This is a genomic window from Nitrospira sp. ND1, from assembly GCF_900170025.1.
GTDB lineage: Bacteria > Nitrospirota > Nitrospiria > Nitrospirales > Nitrospiraceae > Nitrospira_A.
The window spans coordinates 2,962,400-2,984,996 of the sequence record NZ_FWEX01000006.1; the positions used below are offsets into that span (position 1 = coordinate 2,962,400).

General features: G+C 57.3%; 19 protein-coding genes. 18 read left to right on the forward strand and 1 reads right to left on the reverse strand.

Translation table 11 applies throughout. The features are described from left to right. The first annotated feature begins 9 nt into the window (after nucleotides 1-9). From tgt to NSND_RS18735, 6 genes are all read left to right on the forward strand, one after another. Nucleotides 10-1,167: a tRNA guanosine(34) transglycosylase Tgt gene (gene tgt, locus NSND_RS18710; protein WP_080880430.1), complete on the forward strand. Its 1,158-nt coding sequence runs from the start codon at nucleotides 10-12 to the stop codon at nucleotides 1,165-1,167. A 23-nt stretch (nucleotides 1,168-1,190) separates the two neighbouring features. Then, the gene (gene yajC / locus NSND_RS18715; RefSeq protein WP_080880431.1) at nucleotides 1,191-1,511 is read left to right on the forward strand and encodes a preprotein translocase subunit YajC; all 321 of its coding nucleotides are present in this window, start codon (nucleotides 1,191-1,193) and stop codon (nucleotides 1,509-1,511) included. 35 nt (nucleotides 1,512-1,546) lie between these two features. Next, nucleotides 1,547-3,196 carry a protein translocase subunit SecD gene (gene secD / locus NSND_RS18720; protein ID WP_080880432.1) on the forward strand — a complete coding sequence of 550 codons (1,650 nt, stop codon included), beginning with the start codon at nucleotides 1,547-1,549 and terminating at the stop codon, nucleotides 3,194-3,196. Between the two features lie 12 nt (nucleotides 3,197-3,208). Then, nucleotides 3,209-4,126: a protein translocase subunit SecF gene (secF, locus tag NSND_RS18725; protein WP_080880433.1), complete on the forward strand. Its 918-nt coding sequence runs from the start codon at nucleotides 3,209-3,211 to the stop codon at nucleotides 4,124-4,126. Between the two features lie 75 nt (nucleotides 4,127-4,201). Beyond that, nucleotides 4,202-7,378, forward strand: coding sequence for a PAS domain S-box protein (locus NSND_RS18730; protein ID WP_080880434.1), 3,177 nt, complete (start codon nucleotides 4,202-4,204; stop codon nucleotides 7,376-7,378). Further along, nucleotides 7,375-8,826, forward strand: a complete 1,452-nt coding sequence (locus NSND_RS18735; protein WP_080880435.1) for a sigma-54-dependent transcriptional regulator — start codon at nucleotides 7,375-7,377, stop codon at nucleotides 8,824-8,826. Before NSND_RS18730 ends, NSND_RS18735 begins: the two co-directional genes overlap by 4 nt. 1 nt (nucleotide 8,827) lies before the next feature. On the opposite strand, the gene NSND_RS18740 is transcribed toward NSND_RS18735, so the two are convergent. After that, nucleotides 8,828-9,937, reverse strand: a complete 1,110-nt coding sequence (locus NSND_RS18740; RefSeq protein WP_159450878.1) for a WD40 repeat domain-containing protein — start codon at nucleotides 9,935-9,937, stop codon at nucleotides 8,828-8,830. Between the two features lie 198 nt (nucleotides 9,938-10,135). Here NSND_RS18740 and NSND_RS18745 point away from each other — a divergent pair, with 198 nt between their 5' ends. The 12 genes from NSND_RS18745 to NSND_RS18800 all read left to right on the forward strand — a co-directional run bounded on the left by NSND_RS18745 (nucleotide 10,136) and on the right by NSND_RS18800 (nucleotide 22,566). Beyond that, nucleotides 10,136-11,167 carry a hypothetical protein gene (locus NSND_RS18745; protein WP_080880437.1) on the forward strand — a complete coding sequence of 344 codons (1,032 nt, stop codon included), beginning with the start codon at nucleotides 10,136-10,138 and terminating at the stop codon, nucleotides 11,165-11,167. 12 nt (nucleotides 11,168-11,179) lie between these two features. Next, the gene (locus tag NSND_RS18750) at nucleotides 11,180-11,785 is read left to right on the forward strand and encodes a 4Fe-4S dicluster domain-containing protein (protein WP_080880438.1); all 606 of its coding nucleotides are present in this window, start codon (nucleotides 11,180-11,182) and stop codon (nucleotides 11,783-11,785) included. Nucleotides 11,786-11,995: 210 nt separating this feature from the next. Further along, nucleotides 11,996-12,973: a TorD/DmsD family molecular chaperone gene (locus NSND_RS18755; RefSeq protein WP_080880439.1), complete on the forward strand. Its 978-nt coding sequence runs from the start codon at nucleotides 11,996-11,998 to the stop codon at nucleotides 12,971-12,973. 99 nt (nucleotides 12,974-13,072) lie between these two features. Beyond that, nucleotides 13,073-14,026, forward strand: coding sequence for an ethylbenzene dehydrogenase-related protein (locus NSND_RS18760; protein WP_080880440.1), 954 nt, complete (start codon nucleotides 13,073-13,075; stop codon nucleotides 14,024-14,026). A 276-nt stretch (nucleotides 14,027-14,302) separates the two neighbouring features. Continuing rightward, nucleotides 14,303-16,084: a B12-binding domain-containing radical SAM protein gene (locus NSND_RS18765; protein WP_080880441.1), complete on the forward strand. Its 1,782-nt coding sequence runs from the start codon at nucleotides 14,303-14,305 to the stop codon at nucleotides 16,082-16,084. A gap of 89 nt (nucleotides 16,085-16,173) precedes the next feature. After that, nucleotides 16,174-17,295: a hypothetical protein gene (locus tag NSND_RS18770; protein WP_080880442.1), complete on the forward strand. Its 1,122-nt coding sequence runs from the start codon at nucleotides 16,174-16,176 to the stop codon at nucleotides 17,293-17,295. Nucleotides 17,296-17,328: 33 nt separating this feature from the next. After that, a complete protein-coding gene (locus NSND_RS18775) occupies nucleotides 17,329-18,141 on the forward strand; it encodes a tetratricopeptide repeat protein (RefSeq protein WP_080880443.1) in 813 nt (270 codons plus the stop codon). Between the two features lie 24 nt (nucleotides 18,142-18,165). Then, nucleotides 18,166-18,459 carry a twin-arginine translocase TatA/TatE family subunit gene (gene tatA / locus NSND_RS21870; protein ID WP_080880444.1) on the forward strand — a complete coding sequence of 98 codons (294 nt, stop codon included), beginning with the start codon at nucleotides 18,166-18,168 and terminating at the stop codon, nucleotides 18,457-18,459. A 46-nt stretch (nucleotides 18,460-18,505) separates the two neighbouring features. Then, nucleotides 18,506-19,759: an NHL domain-containing protein gene (locus NSND_RS18785; RefSeq protein ID WP_080880445.1), complete on the forward strand. Its 1,254-nt coding sequence runs from the start codon at nucleotides 18,506-18,508 to the stop codon at nucleotides 19,757-19,759. 84 nt (nucleotides 19,760-19,843) lie between these two features. Next, entirely contained in the window at nucleotides 19,844-20,677 is an 834-nt protein-coding gene (locus NSND_RS18790) for an ethylbenzene dehydrogenase-related protein (RefSeq protein ID WP_159450879.1), read from the forward strand. An 83-nt stretch (nucleotides 20,678-20,760) separates the two neighbouring features. Next, nucleotides 20,761-21,234 carry a PDZ domain-containing protein gene (locus NSND_RS18795; protein ID WP_080880447.1) on the forward strand — a complete coding sequence of 158 codons (474 nt, stop codon included), beginning with the start codon at nucleotides 20,761-20,763 and terminating at the stop codon, nucleotides 21,232-21,234. Between the two features lie 24 nt (nucleotides 21,235-21,258). Beyond that, on the forward strand, nucleotides 21,259-22,566 hold the full coding sequence (locus tag NSND_RS18800) for a multiheme c-type cytochrome (RefSeq protein WP_080880448.1): 1,308 nt from the start codon (nucleotides 21,259-21,261) through the stop codon (nucleotides 22,564-22,566). Nucleotides 22,567-22,597 lie beyond the last annotated feature (31 nt).

A 22,597-nucleotide genomic window follows, 5' to 3' on the forward strand; every position in this document is an offset into this window, starting at 1 on the left:
GCCGATCCCATGTTAACCTTCCGCATCACCCATGAAGAATCCGGCGGACGCGCGCGCGTCGGCGTGTTGACCACCGCCCGCAGTGAGATCGCGACACCGGCGTTTATGCCGGTCGGCTCGCTGGGCAATGTGCGCAGTGTCGATGGAGAGGAATTGCTCAAGATGGGGTATGGACTCATCTTGAATAACGCCTATCACCTGTACCTTCGTCCCGGACATAAAGTGGTGGAGGAGTTGGGCGGGGTGCATGGGTTTACGGCATGGCCCGGCGCTATTCTCACCGATAGCGGTGGGTTCCAGGTCTTTAGTTTGGCAAAGTTTTGCAAGATTTCCGATGAAGGCGTGATGTTTCAATCCCATATCGATGGGTCGTCGCGGTTTATCAGTCCGGAAACCTCCATTGAAATTCAGGAAGCCTTAGGCGCGGACATCATTATGGCGTTCGATCATGTCGTGGCATTGCCGTCCTCCCTGGATCAGGTTCGTGATGCCTCCAAGCGGACGTCGCTGTGGGCGCGACGGTGCGTCAGTGCCAAACGGCGGACGGATCAATCGTTGTTCGGGATCGTTCAGGGCGGCCTGGATGCCGGCTTGCGGGTGGAGTCGGCGCGTGATCTGGTCTCGGTGGGGTTTGACGGATATGCCGTCGGTGGGTTGTCGGTGGGCGAAGACAAAGCCGACATGTATGGCATGTTGGATGTCACGGTGCCCGAGTTGCCGTCGGCCAAGCCTCGTTATTTGATGGGCGTGGGCATGCCCGAGGATCTGGTTGAAGGGGTGGCGCGCGGGATCGATATGTTCGATTGCGTCGTGCCGTCGCGTCACGGCCGCACAGGCTGGTTGTTTACCTCGTTCGGGCGTGTGGTGATCAAGCAGGCTCGGTATGCGCGTGATGAGCAGCCTATCGATCCGGCTTGCCGGTGTCCGGTGTGCACGCGGTACACCAGGGCGTACTTGCACCACTTGTTCGGCGTAAAAGAAATGTTGGGCGCCCGGCTGAATACGATTCACAACTTATGGTTTTTCGCGAAGTTGATGGAGGAGATCCGGAGCGCCGTGCGAGGCGGAACCTTTCAGGAGTTTCGCCGTGAGTTTCATCGGACGTATGTTGTAGATCGGCCGGCAGATGATGGTCGATCGGACATTCAGAGTACGAACGGTTCTTAACGGCGGCACAGGCGGGGGACATTATGTGGGATTCGGTGGCATGGGCGCAGGGAACATCAGGGAGCACAGGCGCAGGAGGGGGTCTCCTCTCGCTGGTTCCGTTCGTCCTCATTTTCGTCATTTTCTATTTCATGCTGATTCTGCCGCAGCAAAAACGCAGGAAGCAGGCGGACACTATGCTGGCTGCTCTTAAGAAGGGCGACAAGGTGGTCACGGCCTCCGGAATCTGGGGGACCATTACCAATTTGGGGAAAGACACGGTGACGCTCCAGATCGCGGACACGACTAAAATCAAAATTCAGAAAGAGCATATCGCTCGGCTGCGCGGTGAAGAAGAAGACTGACGCACGCGACGGAGACGGGAAGGATTGGCGCACGTATGAAAAAAGTCGGCGGACGGTTGTTAGCCCTAGTGACGATGGTGGTCGCCTCGATCATCTTTTTCTTGCCCTCATACCAACCTCTGTACAAGGAACTGCCGCGGTGGGTGCGTGAGGTCCTGCCGGACAAGGGCATCACCCTGGGGTTGGATTTGCAGGGCGGCATTCACCTGGTGTTGGAGGTGGAGGAAGATCGGGCCGTCGAGATTGCCGTCGAGCGGACGGCGGCGGGGCTCCAGGATCTGTTAGTGGAAAAGAAAATCCCGGCGGAGTCGGTGAAACGTACCGGTTCGTCGCAGATCACCATCGGATTTCACAATGCCGAATTGAAGGCGCAGGTCCAGAAGCTGTTGGACGATTTCCCGACCTATGTGGAGGTGGAGTCGGCCGGGTCTGCAAACAAGGTCGTCTGGGAGTTGCGGGATGCGGAGATCAAGCGCATCAAGGACTCCGCCATCAATCAGGCGTTGGAGACAATCCGGAATCGCATCGACCAGTTCGGTGTGGCAGAGCCGTTGATTCAGCGACAGGGGCTCAAGCAGGTGGTCGTCCAGTTACCCGGTATCAAAGACGCCAAGCTTGCCAAGGACCTCATCAAACAGACCGCGCTGCTCGAGTTCAAATTGTTGGACGATGAGAATCAGCTCAAGCTGGATTTGCCCGGCCGAATTCAGAAGGGCAAGGAGCGCGAGGACGCCTTCCTGAAGCAGGTCGAGGGGAAAGTGCCGGAAGGCGACCAGATTCTGTTCGAGCGGATCGTCGAAAAGGACAGCGGGCAGGAATGGTTGGCGCCCTATCTGGTGAAAAAGCGGGTGATGCTGGCCGGCGACGTGTTGAGCGATGCGCGGGTCTCCATCGGCCAGTTCAATGAACCCTACGTGTCCGTGACGTTCGATGCGAAGGGCGCGCGGGAGTTCGACCGTATCACGGGCGAGAACGTGAAGAAGCGCATGGCGATCGTGCTCGACAATACCATCTATTCAGCACCGGTCATTCAGGAACGCATCAGCGGGGGGCGGGCTCAGATCACCGGGACGTTTTCGATGGAAGAAGCGAACAACCTGTCGATCGTGTTGCGCGCCGGGGCGTTGCCTGCACCGCTTAAGATCATCCAGGACCTGACCGTCGGTCCGTCTCTCGGGCAGGATTCCATCGAAAAAGGTGTGAAGGCTACCCTCTTTGCGGGCCTCCTTGTGATCGTGTTCATGGCCCTGTATTACCGCCTATCCGGCGTGATCGCAAACTTTGCGCTCTTGCTGAACCTGATCTGTCTGATCGGGGCTCTCGCGGGGCTGAACGCCACGCTGACCCTGCCGGGCATTGCCGGTATCATTCTGACCATCGGTATGGGTGTGGACTCGAACGTGTTGATTTTCGAGCGCATCCGCGAAGAACTTCGGCAGGGGAAGGCTGTTCGGGTGGCGATCGATGCGGGATACGACAAGGCGTTGCTGACGATTGTGGACTCGCACGTGACGACGTTGATCACCGGGTTCGCCCTGTTTCTCTTCGGTACCGGGCCGATCAAAGGCTTTGCCGTGACGCTCTGCCTCGGTATCGCGATCAACCTCTTTACGGCGCTGGTCGGGACCAAAGTGGTGTTCGACCTGTTCAATCAGCGCAGGAAAATTGAGCAGCTCAGTATCTAGGAAGGAGCCGGCATGTTCGAGATTTTGGGGAAGACGAATATCGATTTCATGGGGAAGCGGTCTATCACGTTTGCGATCTCCGGCATCCTTGCGTTTCTGGGTCTCATCGCGGTGCTTCAAATCGCGCGCGGCGCGGCGAATCTGGGAATCGACTTCGCCGGCGGGACGGCGGTGCAGTTGAAGTTCGAGCAAGCGATGAAGATCGACGAGGCGAGACGTGCTCTGGAAAATAACGGTCTGGGGTCGGCGGAGTTGCAGGAGTTCACTCAAGACAACAAGTTGCTCATCCGTGTGAAGGCGTCGACGACGATCGAGGAGAAGGTCGCCGAACGGGTCATGGCAGTGTTCAGCAAAGAATTCCCCGCCAACAAGTTTGTGGTGGATTCCAGCATGGAAATCGGTCCGACGATCGGGAAGAAACTCCAGGAAGATGCGATGATCGCGGTCCTCATTTCGTTCGTCGGAATCGTACTCTACATTGCGGTCCGGTTTGAGTTGCGATTCGGTGTGGCGGCCGCGTTGGCGACATTCCATGATGTGCTGGCTGTGCTGGGTGTCTTTTATCTGCTGGATAAAGAGATCACGCTGCTGGTGATTACGGCGTTGCTGACCTTGGCAGGGTATTCGTTGACGGATACCGTCGTCGTCTTCGATCGTATCCGTGAGAATTTGCGGACGCGTCGGCGTGAGGATGAAGCAACGATCATCAACCAGGCTATCAATCAGGTCCTAAGCCGCACCATCGTCACCAGTTTGACCGTGGTCATCGTGCTCATTCCGCTGGTGCTCGCAGGCGCCGAAGTGTTGCACGATTTCTCCCTGGCATTACTCGGGGGCGTGATGTTCGGAACCTATTCATCGGTCTTCGTGGCGAGCCCGTTGTTGCTGCTGTGGCCCGGCAGTGCCGGGGGGCTCATGAAGCGTCGCTAAGCTCGGGTCGTCCGAGCCTGGGCTGAGGCCTGTCTATTATCGTAAGAGGGCCGTTTGTCGGGGTAAGCCGCACCCATGCTGTTCTGGAGCCGGTCTCACAGTCTCCAGCGAAAGATCATCACGGCCATCGTGATGGTCGGCCTCCTGCCGTTGTGCCTCTCACTCGTCCTCACCTACATCGAAGAACGCCGAGCGCTTCGGGAAACGATCGGGGCCAACTTTAAAGAGGTGGCGGTCGAGGCTGCCCGGCGAATTGAGATGCAGGTGACGCGCGGCGTCAACGAGGCGCAGCAACTCGCCGCCACACCCTTCCTGCGCACCTCGGTGACCGAATCCAATCGCACCTACCTGGACAAGGACGAAAAAACCGTCCAGTCTATGATCAAAGCCTGGCAACAACGGTGGCGTCAACGGGACAAGCAGAGCGAGTTTCCGCTGTTCATCAACCGGATTGTGACCAACTATTTGATTCGATGGCACGATATCCGCAAGGCCGACTACGTGGGAATTTTTGTGACGGACAACCGCGGCGCCCTGGTGGTGAGTTCGATCCCGCAGGTCGAGTATTACCATGGCAAGGCGGCGTGGTGGCAGGCGGTCATGAAGCGCGGAACGGGCAAGGTGTTTGTCAGCGATATCTTCTTCGACCCTGCCTTCGGCACCCACGTGGTCAATGTGTCGGCCCCGATCATCGACGATGAACAACATGTGACGATCGGTGCGGTCACGGTCCTGTTACGGCGGGATACCCTGTTTCATTCCGTGTCGGAAGCCACAGTGGGGCACACTGGGCATGCCATGTTGTTCAATTCGGACGGTGTTCCATTGATCTGTCCGGTTCTGGCGCCGGAAGAACATGCGGTGAAGCCTGAGCTGGTGAGCGCCATCAGCGCGAGTCCTGCGGGATGGACCACGCTGGCCAATGATTCGCACGGGGGACAGAATTCGATCGTGGGGTTTGCGCCGGTTCGACTGGGGACTGAATTGACGCCGGATAGCCTGGGTGGCAAGCGCTGGGTGACATTTGTACGGCAGGACCCGGCCGAGTCCTATGCGCCGCTCTCGCGGCTCGTCGTGCAAGTGACGGTATATGGGCTGGGGGTGTTCGGTGTCCTGTTACTCACGGGCCTGACCGTCGCGCGACGCATCGCCCGTCCGATCGGACTGTTGCATGAAGGAGTGCAGCGGATCGGAAGCGGACGGTTGGATCAGCAGCTGGATCTCAAGACCGGCGATGAAATCGAACAACTGGCCGACGCCTTCAATAAGATGGCGGCGAACCTGCGCATCTCGTTCGAACAGATCGAGCAGCGGATGGAAGATGTCCGCCGGCTGGAGGCGCGGTATCGCGATCTCATCGAACATTCCCCGGAGATGATCTATCAGTTGAACAAGGCCGGCCAGTTTGTGCATGTCAATAAGACCGGTCTGGACAAGCTCGGCTATTCCCTGGAGGAGATGCTTCAGATGCGCCTTTGGGATCTCGTTCCCAAGGGCCGTGAGGCGGAGGTGTTGGCCTATCTGGAGCGGTTGGTCTCGCAGGGGCGCAGCACGATAGAGACCGTGTTTGTGGCCGGGGACGGCCACCCGATCGACGTGGAAATTCATGCGACGGCTCTATTCGAAAGCGGTGGCGGTCTGGTTCACTCGCGCGCGTTTGTCCGCGATGTCACGGAGCGGCGGCTGTTGGAGGCGCAAATCCATCAGTACACGACCAGACTGGAACAGGCGGTCAACGAGCGCACCCGGCAACTGGTGGCCTCGCAAGAACGGTATAAGGCATTGTTCGACCTGGTGGCGGATTCGGTGTTTATGGTGGGGGAGGACGGCGTGATTGTGGCCGTCAACAAACGGGAAGAGCAGGCGCTGGGCTACTCGGAGCAACAGGTCGTCGGAAGCAGTATTCTCAACGTGGTCGAACCGGTTCACCATGACGAGATGCGGGTGTTGTTGGAAAAGATCCGCGCGGGCGAGCGCCAGGTGCCGACCCAGGAAATCACCGTGCGCGATGCCACCGGCAGGGAAACGCCGGTGGAGATGGACCTGATTCTGGTGCGCGGCAGCGACCATACCTGGGTCATGGTCCAGTTGCGCGACATCACCGACCGGAAACGTCTTGAGCGGCAGATGCATACCTACCAGCAGGAGCTGGAAGCGAAGGTCAGCGAGCGAACCCGCGAGATCGAAGAAACCAAGCAGTATCTTGAGAACCTCCTGGAGAACGCCAATGACGTCATTTACACGCTCGATAGCGAGCAGTGTTTCACGTATGTGAACAGCAAGGTGCTGGCGTGGGGTTATGCCAAGGAAGATCTGTTGGGGCGGCCGTATCTGGGGTTACTGTCGAAACGGCATCGTGGGCGCCGGTTGAAATCGACGCTGGATATCGGTGTAAAACAGGTCTATGAGGTCGAAGTGTTGACGAAGGCCGGCGAGCCGCGTTCCGTGATGGTCAGCGTCTCCCCGCTTCATGGCGTGGAGGGGGAGATCCTAGGCGTGCTGGGAATTGCCCGCGATATGACGGACACGAAGAAGCTGGAGCAACAAATCAGAAACTCCGAGAAGCTGGCGTCGGTAGGAAAACTGGCTGCGGGTGTTGCGCACGAGATCAACAACCCACTCGGGGGCATTCTTAATTGTCTGTACAATATGCGGAAGGGAACCCTGTCGCCGTCCAGGCAGGAGGAGTACCTGGCGTCGATGGAGGATGGACTGCGGCGGGTGCAACGAATCGTCCGGCAACTGCTCGATTTCTCGCAGCAACACAATCCGGAACTCGCACTGGCTGATATCAATCAAGTTGTCAATCGGGTATTGCTGTTGACGGACCACCTGTTTGTCCCCCACCGTGTGCAGCTGGAGACGGCGCTGTCGCCCGACATCCCGGAGTTGATGATCGATCGGCATATGATGGAGCAGGTGTTGATGAATCTTGTGTTGAACGCCATTCAAGCGATGCGGACCGGTGGAGTCCTGACCATCCGTACGTCGATGGACGAGGCCCACTGCCTGGTTCGGATTCAGGATTCAGGCTGCGGCATTTCCTCCTCGGTGTTGCCGCGGATTTTCGATCCCTTCTTCACCACGAAGAATGAAGGAGAGGGCACCGGGCTTGGCCTGTCCGTCAGCCTGGGTATTGTGGAGCGGCATGGAGGAAGGATTTTTGTCGAGAGCGAAGTCGGCAAAGGGACCACCTTTACCGTCTCTATTCCGCTTGCGACGGAACGGCACGCCATCGGGAGGTTTTCGTGAAGGGCCTCAAAGTACTAATCGTTGATGATGAGCCGTTGATGCGGTTGTCCATGCTGGATGCTTTGGAGGGCATCGGCTGTGAGGTCATGGCGGCCGCCACTGGAACAGAAGGGCTGACGATCCTGGGCACGCGTCAGTTTGATATCGTGATTACCGACCTGCGCCTTCCCGGCGCCGACGGACTGACGATTTTGAAGGCCTGCAAGGAGCGGAGCCCGACGACGGAAGTGATCCTGATTACGGCCCATGGGTCGGTGGATACGGCGGTCGGTGCGATCAAGCTGGGTGCATACGACTACATCACCAAGCCGTTTCAAATGGACGAGCTGCTGCTGATTGTCGAGCGTGTCGGGAAAATTCTTGGATTGCGACGGGAAAATCTTGAATTGAAAGAGGTGCTGGAAGACCGGTTTAGTTTCGGCGGGATCCTCGGGTGCAATCATCAGATGCGGGCCCTGCTGGAGAAGATCAAGTTAGTGGCCGCAACCGATTCGCCGGTGTCGATTGTCGGGGAGCGCGGGACGGGTAAGGAGTTGGTAGCCCATGCCATTCATTTGAATAGTCCCCGGCGCGATCAGCCCCTGATCAAGGTCTGTTGCGCGGACCTTCCCGAGGCGCTCCTGGAGGCAGAGTTATTCGGGCATGAAAAGGGCGCGTTTCCCGGGGCGCTGCGCCAACGACGTGGACGGTTCGAATTGGCGCACAAGGGAACCCTGCTTATTGATGATATCGATGCGGTCTCTCCAAATGTGCAGGCAAGGGTGTGGCGCGTGCTTCAGAATCGGCGATTCGAGCGTGTCGGCGGGCGCGAACACATCGAGGTGGACGTCCGGATCGTGTGTGCGTCCAAGGATGATCTGAAGGGGATGGCTTACCAGGGACGGTTCCACAAAGAACTCTCCGATCAGCTCACGGCCGTGCAGATCGTTGTGCCGCCATTGCGCGAGCGGCGGGAAGATGTGCTGGTGATCGCCGAGTATATGCTGGAGGCGAGGTCGGCGGCTCTGGGCAAATCTCTCGACGGGTTTGCGCAGCCGAGTCGTGATCTGCTCCTGCACTATTCGTTTCCCGGCAATGTCGGTGAACTGGAGCAGATGGTGGACCGAGCCGCCGCCTTGGGGCGGGACGGGGAATCGTTACAGCCGTGGGACCTGTGTGGCTTCCAGACCTGTCCCTATCTCGGCGGGTCACCTCAAGCAGGTTGCGGTTTTTGTTCGGAAGGACTGACGGCGATGGGTGAGAAGCCGGAGTCCACGGCTCCTGCCACGCTCGCGACGGCACGGGAGGCATTCGAGCGGGACTATATTGCCGCAGTTTTGAAACAGGTAGACGGCAGCCGGACGAATGCCGCCACGATCCTGGGAGTATCCCGAAAAGCCTTGTGGGACAAATGTAAGCGGTACGGTCTCTCCTCCGCCAAGGGTGAGGCGGAGGAGAAGGATGAGTAGGTTACTCGGCGGGCTCCACGCCACCTTCCCAGAGCTTCACCGTGCGATCCCAGGAGGCGCTGGCCAGGCGTAGTCCGTCCGGCGAGAGGGCGATACCGCGTACCGCTCCGCCATGGGTCTTGTCGGTCCGGAAATTTCGGCCTGTGGCGATGTCCCAGAAGCGGATCGTGTTGTCATCCCCTGCACTGATGAGCACTTTTCCGTCTGGCGAGACCACTAACGACCGAACCCATCCATTATGCCCGCGCACGACGCGCAGTTCGTTCATCGTCGGCATCTCGAAAAAGCGGATTGTGTTGTCACGGCTGCCGGTGATCAGCATTTTGGCATCCGGCGTAAAGACCATCGCGCCGATCCAGTACTCCATCGGCTTCTGAAATCCTCCGTCGTCTTCGATGAAAAAGCCGCGGGTCTCCGTTGAGTCTTCGGCTGATTCTTCCCAATGGCCGTTATGGAGGATTTTTTCCTCTCCGCTCGGGAGCACCTCCCAGATTCTGATTTTGCCGATGTCGGACCCGCTGGCAAGGTGCACGCCATCCGGGGAAAATGCCACACAGACCGACCAGTGGTGATCGTATTGGTCTTTTCCCAGCAGGGTCATGAGGTCGGTGCCGGTCGTGACTTCCCAGATCTTGATGTCTTTATTGTGACTGCCGCGGGCCAGCATGAGGCCGTCAGGAGACAACGACAGGCTGCAGACATTGTGATCGTAGCGGGTAAATAAGAGTTTGGTCGGCTCGCCGGTTTTCGGGTTCCACAGGCGGATGGTTCGATCTTCGCTGCCTGAGGCCAGTGTGCGGCCGTCCGGCGTGAACACCAGGGCGCGAATGTCGGCGGTGTGGCCCCTCAGCGAACGCAGGAGTCGTCCAGTTTCAATGTCCCAGACGCGGACGTATCGATCGACGCCGCCACTGACAATCGTTTGGCCATCGGGAGCGTAGGCGACGGACCAGACGCCGTGGGAGTGTCCCCGAAACGTCTTGAGTTCCCGAAGCCCTGCTTTCCAATATTCTAAATGGTCGACGGGAGGGGGGGGCTGTGCGGTTCCGCTCTGGCTGCTTGGTTGTCCGGTTGAAGGCGCGGTCAGGGGGGCGGTCGTTTGATTGCTCATAAAAGTTTGTGCCTCGTCGCTGTGCTGAGCGGGGGCCATCGAGCCCCGGCCGGAACCCTCAACGGTTTGCAAAAATCGCTAAGGGGTTTGTATAATCGGCGGTCGTTTCGATGATCGTAAGAGAACGACTGGGAGCAAGTCAAGCACAGTACCCGTGCGGGTTTCATCCCTTCACCGAACCAGAACATGTGAGGTCTTATGGCAACCGGAGTAGAAGTTTCCAAGCCGTCGATGGAGATCCGTTTTCAGCCGGCCTTACTGCAGGAAGTCATCGACTCCTTTATTGAAAAGACGGAGCGGGAAGGAGATCCGACCTACTACAAAGAGTTTCATGAACTGGCCGACCCGATCTATGAAAAGTTCACGCTGGACGATCGCGAGGCCGAGTTCAAGAAGCTGTATCAGTATTTATTCGGTATCTGGGGGTTCTCCGATATCATCCGCGACGCGTTCAATGAATTCCCTGAGCTGAAGCAGCGAGTCGGAATCGTCCTGGTCAAGGGGGTGCTCAAGGAGGATCAGGAAGGGGTGGATGTCCTGCGCAAATGGGGCTCCGTCGAGCACGACCTGGCGAAGCAATTCGAGGAGAAGGGACTGAAGGGAGTCGGTATCAAGTTGATTCCGCGGCGGTTCTACGATCCGGCGTTGACGCGGTACTGTCGTCACGAACTCCTGCATATCCATGACATGCTCGACCCGGCGTTCGGGTACGATCCGGATACGCGAGTCGGACAGAATCCCGGCGAAGAAACGCTCATCCTGCACCGCTATCGTATTCTTTGGAATATCAGCGTCGATAGCCGCTTGATCGCTTCCGGGAAGGAGCCGATGCTCCAGAAGGAAGATCGTTTCAAGGAATTCCGGTCGTGGTATCGAAAGATTCCCCCGGCTCAGTTGAAATCCGTATTTGAGGGGTTGTGGCAGACGAGCTATTTTACCCATTCCGAATTGGTGGAAATGGCCACTGACACCCTGCGCATCCTGGATCGCGCGGTGGATGTCGAGGGCGGAGAAATTCCGGAGACCACCAATAAGGTGATGCTCATGCCGGGGTTTCCTTGTCCGCTCTGCCGGTTCCCGACGTACACCTGGGTGGAAGATATGGAAACCAAGCTGGAAAAATATATCTTGGACTTCATCCGCGAGAACCATCCAGGCTGGGATGTCGAGTACGGGGCCTGTGATCGTTGTGTAGAAGTGTACAAGTTACGGGCCGACGGTGTGATGTAAGCGAGGTGCATCGTGGCCGCTGATCCTAAATACGGGCGTCGTGATTTCCTGAAAGACTCCGTCGTGTCGGTGGCGAAGGCGGCGCGGGAATTTGCCGCTCATAAGGACGCGCCCCGCGAGCAACCGGCCGCGCCTGTGCGAACAGACTGGCTGCGTCCCCCGGGTGCTGTCGATGAGGCCATGTTTCTTGAACGGTGCACACGCTGTAGCGATTGCATTGAAGTATGCCCGCCGGGAGCGATCGTGAGCGATGTGGCGAACGGTACGCCGGTTATTTTTTCGAATCAGGTCGCATGCGAATTGTGCGACGATTTTCCCTGTATTGCCGCCTGTGCGACCGAGGCGCTGCTGCCGGTTGCCGATTGTTTTGACGTGCGGATGGGTGTGGCAGCGGTGTCGCACCGTGTGTGTACGGCGGGCCAGGGTTGTCATGCCTGTGTGTCAAAATGCCCTGTTGAGGCCCTCTCGATGGATTTTCATGCGCTTCATCTGGTGGTGGCTCCAGAGCGGTGTGTCGGATGTGGTATGTGTGAGCAGATTTGCAAGACGGTCAATGATCGTATTGCGATCAAGGTGACACCGGCAAGAAACCTGTCTGCCGGTGCGCTGGGCTACTGAATAAAGTGTGTGTTTACTCGTTCCGGAATGCGAAATGATCAGGCAGAGTAGTGAAACGTCGGCACTTGCGGCAAGGGCAAAGGAGAGAGAGTTCATGCTTGACATCCCTCCCTCCTTTACCTATCATACGCCTCCTGTGCCGCAGGACTCAGATGTTGCGTAGTGTGCGAAAAAAATGCGCAACATGTTGAGGTGAGGAGCAAGATACGTATGACATCGAAACAGGTCGTGCAGCCCACCTCCCCGTCCTCTACCGCAATCGCTCCCCCGCAGGCGGTCGCTATAAAAGATTCGCCCGCTGTCGAACGCGCGCTCAACCGCAGCAAAATATATCTCTTGTTTTCATGGAGTTTGTTGTATCCTGAGGACGAGGAGTTCCTGGATTATCTCCAGTGTGGTGAATTCGTTGAAGATGGACGAGCCGCATTGGACGGATTGCGTCTCGCGCTCGATGGCATCGGCGGTGATCGGGCCAGCCAGAAAATCGCCCTGATGAAAAAACAGTTCGACCAGATCGAGAAACTGGTTTCGGCTGAGTGTGTCAATTGGCAGATCGGCGATCTTCAGACAGAGCATCGGCGGGTCTTCACCAATGTGATCACGCTGGATTGTCCGCCCTACGAAACACTGTTCGGTAACGATCACGTTTTTGCGCAGTCCCATGTGATGGGCGACATTGCAGGCTTCTACAAAGCCTTCGGCGTCGAGCTCTCAAAGGATGTGCACGAGCGTCTCGATCACCTGAGTGTCGAGCTCGAGTTCATGCATTTTCTGACCTACAAAGAATCCTATTCACGCTGCCACGATGGTATCGACAAGACCGAGATCGTGGTCGATGCGCAAAAGAAATTTATCAAGAATCATATCGGCCGATGGGTGCCGTTGTTCTGCAGAATGTTGGCGAAGAAGTCGGATACGGGCTTATTCAAGCTTATTGCCGACTGTATGTCGGAGTGGATGGATTTTGAGGTCGCCTTCCTCGGAGTGACCGTGCAACCGTACTCTGAGGCGGACTATAGACCAGCTACCTTCAATGCTCCGGAAGGTCAAACCTACGAGTGCGGGGCGCAGGACAAGGGGAATGAGCTCAGCATGTTGCTGAGTGAGGTCGGCGCTGAGTCCTTCATGGACCAACAGACGAAAGAGAAGGGCGGCGAGAAGAGCGAAGGCCCAGTCGGGACTGCGTAGGAGTTCTCGGTTTTCGGGCAGTGCAGTATTCGGTTTTCGGCAGACGTTATACGTTCCCAGTTCTTTTTCTTATTAATCTTTCAGAGGAGGGCATACGCAATGAGACTGGTGCAGACACGCAATAAGCGTTTGGTGTTTGGCATTCTGTTCTCTGCGCTGATCGTCGGCATTATGTTGACGATTGGGCAGGTGCCTCTCGCGGTCAGCCAACCGGTGACCATTCCCGTGAAGGCGATCAAGGGGGTAATCCCGATGGATGGTGCAAACCCCATCTGGGAAGGAGTGCCAGGTGTCATCATCCCATTGAGCGGCCAGACCATCACGACCCCGATGCACCCGAATATTTCGGTGAAGTCGGTGTTTGTGAAGGCGGTCAGCAATGGGAAGGATTTGGGGTTGCGCCTTGATTGGAGCGACCAGACCAAGAACGACACGGCAATCGGTCCGCAGGATTTCCGGGACCAGGCCGCCGTCATGTTCCCGGTCAACACCGCGGGAGCCCCGCCATTCCAGTGCATGGGCCAGTCAGGCGGGACGGTCAACATCTGGCGTTGGAACGCGGAGTGGCAGAAGGATCTCGGCAAGGATAGCGCTGGGATGTGGGACGTGGATGACCAATACCCTGGCATCTTCTGGGATTACTATTTCGAAGAGCCGGCTGGTGGAGTGACCTATCCGGATCGTATTGGCCGGAGCCTTGGCCCATTCAATTCCGGCATTTGGTCCGGTAACATCATGTCCGACCCGACCCTGCGCGTCAGCTCCGTCGAGGATTTGAATGCCAACGGGTTCAGCACCTTGACCACCCAGGCCCATCAGGATGTGATCGGCAATGGTGTGTGGGAGCCGTCCGGGTCCCTCAAGGGCGGTGGATACACCGGCCCGACCTGGCGTGTAGTCGTGAAGCGTTCGCTGGAGACCAGCGATGCCAACGACACCCAGTTCAAGGCAGGCGCTTCGGTGCCAATCGCCTTCGCAATCTGGGATGGTTCCAACATTGAACGAAACGGTATGAAAGCGCTCTCCACTTGGTTCACGCTGAAGTTGCCGTGAGCCTAGTGGCCTGAAGTGGCCAATCCTACTCCTGTGCCGGGTAGGAATCGTGTGGTGATTCGTAACAGGAAGGCCCCGAGTCGTTGCCAGAAATGGCAAAGTGATTCGGGGCCTTCGTGCGTTTTGACGGAGAGTGCCTCAACTTCGGAGAGGCCTGAAATTTCTTGGCGTGCACAGGGTGGAGGGTTGCATTCGGACTGGAGCGGAGTGTATATACCGATACGGTGCAACTCTTCTGAAAATACTGATTTTTCTGCTTAATATAAAGATAATCCTATGAAAGTTTCACTCCTGTTTCCTCCTACGTGGCACCCATCCCAACCGTACCTCAGCCTTCCATCACTCACCGGATTCCTCACCCAAGCCGGAGTCAAAAACGTCTCTCAACGTGACCTCGGCATTGAGTTGTTGGACAAGGTTTTGACGCAATCCTTTGCGCATGGGCTCTACCAGCAGTTGGTGGACAAACAGCAAGGTCTGGAGCGAGAGCGAACCGGTGAGAGGGGGCCCGGGAGCGCAGAGCAACTTGCTCGCGTGATTGAGTCGCTTGACCGGTTTCCCTATTTGTTTGAGCGAATCGAACTGGCAAAAGAGACGCTGCGAGGTGAAGGGTTCTACGATATTGAGGCCTATCGCAATAGTCTCTTTCTGATCGATAAATGGCTTGAGGTTCTCTCCTCGCTATACTTTCCGACGCGAATGACAGTGGTCGATAACCAATTCGGCGACTATTCGATCTACTCCTCAAAAGATCTGATCAAGGCCATTCGTGACGAAGGGCAGAATCCCTATATTAGTCTCTTCCGCGAGCACGTGTTGCCTTCGCTCCTCACTGATCGTCCGGATCTGGTCGGTGTCTCGATTACAGCGACCTCGCAAATTATTCCAGGCCTCACGCTCTGTCGCCTGATCAAGGAGCATGCTCCGGAGCTACACGTGACGGTCGGAGGAAGTATCTTCACCCGGTTGGTTGATAATCTGCGCCGCTGTCCGTGGCTCTTCGATCTCGTCGATGATTTCGTCGTGTTTGAAGGTGAAACAGCCTTGCTGGAGTTGGTGAATCAGATGGATGGCAAGCGGGATTTCAGTAAGGTCCCGAATCTGATTTATCGTCAGAACGGTAAGATTACGGTCAATCAGCCCTTTTACTCTGAGAATATCAACCAGCTCACAGCGCCGAACTACGATGGCTTTCCGCTGGATCTGTATTTGTCCCCCGAGCCTGTCCTGCCGGTACAATTTTCACGAGGCTGCTACTACAAAGATTGCGCGTTCTGCGCCCTCACGCTGGATCACCAGAATTTCCGGCAGCGTGATCCGGGGAAGACGGTGGACGATTTGGTCTGGTTGAAAGAGCGCTATGGAGCGCAGTCCTTTTTCTTCACCGACGAATGTTTCGCCCTCTCTCCCACCAAGCGTTTGTGCCAGCAGATGATCGATCGGCAAGTGAATGTGAAGTGGACCTGCGAGTTGCGTTTCGAGAAGAACCTCACGCGTGAATTGCTTGGCCAGATGAGGGACGCCGGCTGTTTGAAAATTGTGTTCGGCCTGGAGTCGTTCAATCAGCGAGTCATGGACTTTATGAAAAAAGGGATCAAGCAGGAGTCCGTGCGCCGGATCGTCGATGACTGCGTCGATCTTGGGATTGCCGTGCACTGCTACGTGATCGTCGGGTTCCCCACGGAAAAGGAAGAGGAAGCCCTCGATACGATGAACTTCGTGGTGGGGAATAAGAAGCTCCACGAGTCCTACGGGTTCTCCTGTCAGCCCTGCTTGTTCGACCTGGAAAAAGAGGCGCCGATCATGAGTGATCCGGGCAGTTACGGCATCCGTCGGATCATGCGGCCGGCGACCGAAGACCTGAGCCTGGGCTTCTTTTACGAAGTGCAGGAGGGCATGACCCCTGCTCAGGCCGAGCAACTCTATCAACAGGTTTACGAAAAAATCAGCGAAGTCGTGTGCGAATTGCCGTTTAACTATTCTATGGCCGACGGGCTGCTCTATATCGCTCGGGCCAAGTCGCAAGCGTTGCAGGTACCACAGCCGACCGGCTCTTAGCGTTCGTGCGGTCATCAGGGCAGGCTCCTGCCGCGTTGACCGGTTGTGGTCAGAGGATTATCATCAACGTTTTGCACAGGGGGCTGGAGATGTCTGCTGTAGCCACCGCCGTTGAACGGTCAACCGGGCGGGTCGAAGATCAGGGACTGTTGTTCGAATACACCATCAAGCTGGTGTTGTTCGTCGGATTTTTCGAACTCGTCCTCTATCGCCTGGTATCCCGACTCGGCATGCATATCAGCAAGATTGCGGCCCAGCATGAGTGGGTCGGAACGATCTTCCAGTTGCTGACGTCTGTCGGCTTCGCCTTGCTGAATGTCGTCGCGATTTTTGTATTTCTGGCCCTGGTGGTTCTGCTGGTGAACAGGGCTCGCGCCAAGGGCATCACGGGGTTTAATGTCGTCACTATTCCCAGCGTGGCCCTCCTGTTGATCCTCACGGTGTCCTTTCTGATTGTCCCGCCGGCCATGCTGGGCTCCATCGCCTACAATGTCGTGACCCTCATTGCACTCACCGCGCTGATGCTGGAGTATCTCTCCCAGCAGCAGGAGTGGTCGAAGCGAGTGATGGGCGCGGTCTATTACTTCGGCATTTCCGGATGGCTCTATTATCAAATTTTCTCCACCGCCTATGGGTGGATGGGGGTGATTGCCGCACCGCCATTTGTGTATGAAGCCAATCGTCTCGGCGAAGCGCTGATGGTGCTTGCCAGCATCCTGGTGTTCTGGGCCTATGGGCGCGGGGTGTCGTTCCGTACCAGGAATCGACAGCAGCGCCGGCGCGCGATCTGGTTCAGCGCCGTCTCGGCGGTGGTGTTCTTTGGCTTACTGTTTATGGATTATTTCCTGGGGCTCTACAACCCGGTGTTGGCCCATTCCATCCGGAAAGCCGGGGAGGGGATCAGCTGGATCTTTCAGATGGGCATGGGGTATACCTTTTACCTGCCCTTTGCCTTTTATGTCGCGGGGCTGCTCTGTTGGTCGTACACCGTAATCAGGCTCGTGACGATGGGGCGTCTTGCGGGATACGGCCTGGCGTTGATGTTTATTGCGGGCTATGCATTGCTCTTTTCCAGTTTGACCCTGATGGTGGTGCTCGGGGTGATGCTGATGACGCTTGATCGTCCCAAAGGTGCGGTGACGGAACAGGCGGCGGTGACCAGGCCACCCCTCGTCGGCACGCAGGAATCTCTCGTTGGTGGACAAATTTAATCTTATGAGTCACCCAGATTAGGATACGTTGTTATGGATGAACAGACACAGGCAAGCGGAGCAGAGCAGGGGAGTGCGGCGGTGGATCCCGGCGATCAACCGTTGAGCCCCGACGAAGAAATTGCGGAGATTGAAAAGTTGCTCGGTGCCGAGCCCGATGATTTTCAGGCACGGTGCAGGCTTGGGGAACTGTATTTTAGCAAAGGCCGGCTCGACGACGCACTCACCGAAGTGAAAAAATCGATCGAGATGGCGGAGGGGCTCCGGACCGAGATGAACCGGTCGCTCGCGATGTACTACTCCAACCTCGGGACCATCTATGCCACCAAGGGTATGATCGACGAGGCTGAAGCGGAATTCAAGCGCGCGCTCGATGTGCATGCCTACGATGTGCTTGCCCTGTTCAATCTGGGCCGCGTGCAGGCGGACAAACGAAAGTACATGGAGTCGAAGAATTACTACGAGCGGCTTGTCGAGATCACGCCGGATGATCCGATGGCATGGTACAATCTCGCCGGTGTGTACGTGGAACTCGACAATCCACAGGTCTCCGATTACAACACGATGGACATGGCAATCCAGTGTTATCTTCGTGTTCTGGAGTTGGATCCGAAGCATCTGGAGGCGAGCTTCAAACTGATGGAAATCGCCCTCAATCATCGGAAGACGGATTTGGCGATCAAGGTCATGGAGAGCGCGGTGGAGCACAGCCCGGACGAGCCCCTCGCCTACTACAACTTGATCAGCGTCTACGACAAGTGCAAGATGTTCGAGCAGGCCGAACAGGCTCGCCAGCGCTTGAAAGAACGATTCGCGAAGAAAGCCAAAGAGGGAGCCGCATCCTGAACATGTGAGCAAAGGAGACACACCATGTTTGGCAGTCTTGGTTTTACAGAGTTGATCCTGATCCTGTTTATTGTGCTGATTATTTTCGGGGCAGGGAAGTTGCCGCAGCTTGGCGAGGGGATCGGCAAAGCGATCAAGGGCTTCAAGAAATCCGTTCATGAGGCGGATGCGATCGAGGCTGAAGCCCAGGCGCAAGCGCAGGCTCAACAGGCCGAACCGGTTCAGGCTCAGGCTATTCAGGCCCCGCCGCCGGTGGCAATGTCCACGCCTGTCGTTGAGCAGCCGGTCGCCGCAGCGCCCCCGGCCGCGCGCGCGTAGCATCCTTCGACACAATGGGCCCAGCACAGAACGGATTGACACAGTTATGGAAACGGACGTTCAATTAGCGGTCGGATACATTGAAACCTTTGCCGGAAACGGGAAGGCGCGAAGCACGGGGGACGGCAAGCGCGCTGTGAAAGCAGGCATTCCGCTGCCGCACCACGTCGCGCTGGATCGGGACGAGCGCTGGCTGTATTTCGCCGAATCAGGCAGCGACCGGGTTCGTCGCGTCAATCTTGCGGAGGGTACCGTCCATAATTTTGCCGGGATCGGTGAGACCTGCTACAGCGGCGACGAAGGGCCTTGCGGAGAAGCCGGACTGTATCTGCCGCTGGACGTCGCCTGTGACTCTCGTAACGATCTTTATGTTTGTGATTCCGGCAGTAACCGGATTCGAAAAATCGATCGTGAAACCGGAATTATCACCACGGTCGTGGGCACCGGTGAACATGGGTTTAATGGTGATGGCCCGGCGTTGGAAGTGAATTTGACCTGGCCCGCGGCGATCGCCTTCGACGCGGACGATGTGATGTATATCGCCGACACGCAGGCGCACCGGATTCGTCGGTACGACTCGCGAACCGGCCTGGTGGAAACCATCGCGGGAAGCTGGACCGCGGAAGACGAAGCCCGGGAGCAGCCATTGGTGGCGCGCAACCTGGTGGTGTTGTCCGGCGATGCGATCGGCATCGACTTCAGTGACGACAACGGGTGGCTGATGCCGGTCTGTTCGGATGGGCTCAGTTTGTCGATGTACCTCGATGACGGACATCCGGCCATGGAGGCGCGGCTGTACGATATCGTCGGTATCGCCGTCGACAATGCCGGTGATGTGTATGTTGTCGACAAAGGCAGTAATCGAGTGCGCAAGATCGATCATAAGACCGGGCTGATTTCCACCCTCGCCGGTGTGTGCCGGTATGGATACGATGGAGACGGGAAGCCGGCGGCGAAGTCGATGTTGCACGCGCCGGAAGCCATTGTCTTCGATCAACACAATCATGCCTATATCTCTGACACCGGCAACCATCGGGTACGGAAGGTGGATGCGGACACGGGCTTCATCAGCACGGTGGCCGGTAACGGTGACAGCGGGTACGATGATAAGAACATGGGTGGCTGTGGCGCGGCGCGGTTTGTCGCCAAAGATGCCGCCGGCGCGCTTAAGCATGGTGATGGTCTGCTCGCCGTCGAGGCCGTGGTCAATTCTCCGGTGGGGCTGACGCTCGACACGCAGGGGTACTTGTATATCTGTGAGCGGGGTGAAAATAAGATTCGTCGCGCCAAGCTGTGGTAATTTGGGGAACGGATTCAGCGTCCCGCGCACATAGCGGGTGCGGGAGTTTTTACGGTTAGCGGATTGCGTCGGGACATGAGGCGAATGACATCGGTTCACACATCCCGCACTCGGTTACTGACACTTCTCTCCAGCCTGTTCGTTCTCGCCCTCATTCTGGGCGGTCTCGGTATCCCCATCGTCAGTTCAGAAGGCATGATCATCCGTGCACAGGCCCTCTCGGGAGACATCCCGACCGCGCCCGAAGATCCCCTCTGGCAAAAAATTTCGCCCATGACCTTGCCATTGAGCGGCCAGGTGATCACCCGGCCGGTGTGGCCGGAGCCGACGGCCCATGCGTTGGCAGTCCGCGCCGTGCACAACGGAACCGACATCGCCTTCTTATTGGAATGGCAGGACAATACGAAAAACGATCGCTTGACGCCTGGCACCTTCCGTGACGGTGTTGCGCTGGGATTGCCGCTCGGCGATGCGCCGGCATTTTTCTGTATGGGTCAGCTCGATCATTACATCAATATTTGGCATTGGAAAGCCGATTGGCAGAGCGACATCGACCGGCGTGCTTCCAGGACCACGGAAAAAGACAAGGCGGCCAGTGGTGAACCCCGGCGCTTTGAGGTCATTCCTCGGCGGGCGTCCTCGGTGGAAGATTTGATCGGCGGCGGGTTCAGCACCCTGACCACCAAGGAGAAGCAGGGGCGCGTGCAGGGAAAAGCGACCTGGAAAGACGGCACGTGGCGAGTCGTGATGCGTCGGCCGCTGTCGAGTGAAGAGCAGGAGAATGAAGCGAAGCTGATTCCGGGTCGTATTCAGGCCGTGTCTTTTGCCGTGTGGAACGGCGAGAACAAAGAGCGTAACGGACAGAAAGCCATTGCCCCCTGGTTTCAACTCGCGCTGGATCCGACCACAAAGACGTAATTCTTCCTGGTAGGATATGACTGTCGGCAGGACGTGCCGGTTCCGGTTCAACCTGTGCGGATGAGGCGAACCCGTTGGAGGGAATGTCCAAGAAGAATCGAACGATTTTCACCAGAGCCCTTTCTCTCGGAAGGGCTCTTTGTGTGTGTGGGGCCTTGTTCACCGTGATGGGATGGGGCTTCCAGGCCGATGCGGGTACCGGTATGAACGGCGAGATGACGGCGGAGGAAGCCGTGCAACTCGGGGAAGAGTTCGGGATCGCGGTCGGTGAAGTGGATGAAGAGGTACAGAAAGAACTCAAGTTACAGCGGCCCGAAGGCGTGGCGGTCTTTGAAGTGATCGGCAATTCGAGAGCGGACTACGCGGGGATCAAGGTGCGGTCGGTGATCAAGGAGATCGACAAGAAGGAAGTCCGCAACCTGATCGATTTCGGGAAGGCCGTCAAGGCGGCGATGAAAGAGTGCAATTTTACCGTCGGGACCTATGAGCCGGCAGATCCGGGCGATCCGGTCGGCTGGGGCGTGAATTTTCATTTTGTCGGGTGCAAGCGGGACTAAACCCGAACCGGTCATGAGCGTAGCGTGAACGACAAGGGACGATCCATTCAAAAGTTGGCGATGGGTGGGGTGCTGCTGTTCATGGCACTGCTCAACATCACCTTTCATGAACGGGCGATCGCGCAGAAGACCGATGGCCAGGTACCGGCTGATTGGGTGGCGGAGATCGAAAAGATTTTCATCCGGTCGGAAGATTGCAAGCAGTGCCACGATCGTCATTACGAAGAATGGAAGGGCATGCGCGAGCAAACTCCGGACCTGAAATCGTTCGGGCGGGTCGATGCCGCCTTGTTGCATGGTACCTCGTTCGAATCGCCGGTGTTCCGGACGGTGCTGGGGGTATGGATGCAGACCAATCCGACGATGCAGGAGCGACAACGTTGTTTGTCGTGTCATGCCCCGGCCGTGACGGTCTTCCCGCAGCATGTCGAGAAGATCAGCGCGCAAATCCTGTCAGGCAAGCCGCAGGTCGAGGGAATCGGCTGTGCGTCCTGTCATCTCATCAACGCCGTCGAAACGACGCCGCTGCCCCCTCCAACCTACAAGGTGCAGCCGGGCGAGATGCTCTACGGTCCCTATGCCGATCCGGAAGAGAACTTGGTACATCCGGCGACACAGTTGCCGCTGTTTCGTGGCGCGAATTTCTGCACGTCCTGCCATTTCGACAAGGTGAAGGATGTCACGCAGAAGGATTTACCCGGCGAGATTCTGCAAGGGACCATCTGCCAGGATTGCCATATGGAGCCCTCCACGGGAAGCTCCACGTCGAAACGCGGCGCCATGACCCGCGCGATCGGCCGCCATTGGTTTCGAGGGGTTGTCATTCCAGGGACGTTGCTGAAGAACCGCAACCTGCAGGCGGAATGGATGCCGCGTATCGAGATAGACGCCACGAAATCCGGAGCGGGAGTGGAAGGCACTGTGCTGGTGAAAGTCGGCAGTCTGCCGCATAGTTTCCCCGACGGCGATCCGGTGTTGAAGCAGTTCTTCCTTGCGATCACGATCAAGGATGCGCAAGGGAATGTGTTGGGTGAAGACACAAAACGATTCGGTCTTCCGTACGACAAGATTCTGCGCGGCCCGATTCCGGACCCGTTCATCAAGGGCGGCAATACGCGCCGTGTCCCGTTCTCTCAAACGCTGAAGGATGGCGCCGCGCCGGCGACGATTGAGGTCGTGCTCAGTTATGCATTGATCCCGGAACCGGAAGCGGAGCTCAAGGCGAAGTATCTGGCGACTCTGGCGAACGATCAGGAGCGGGCGACCGCTAAAAAGGTCATTGAGGAATACATTCAGCCTCGTATGCTGACCTATCGGTCCAAATCACTCTAAGCTCCCCTGCAGCGGGCCGTGCACCACAGGC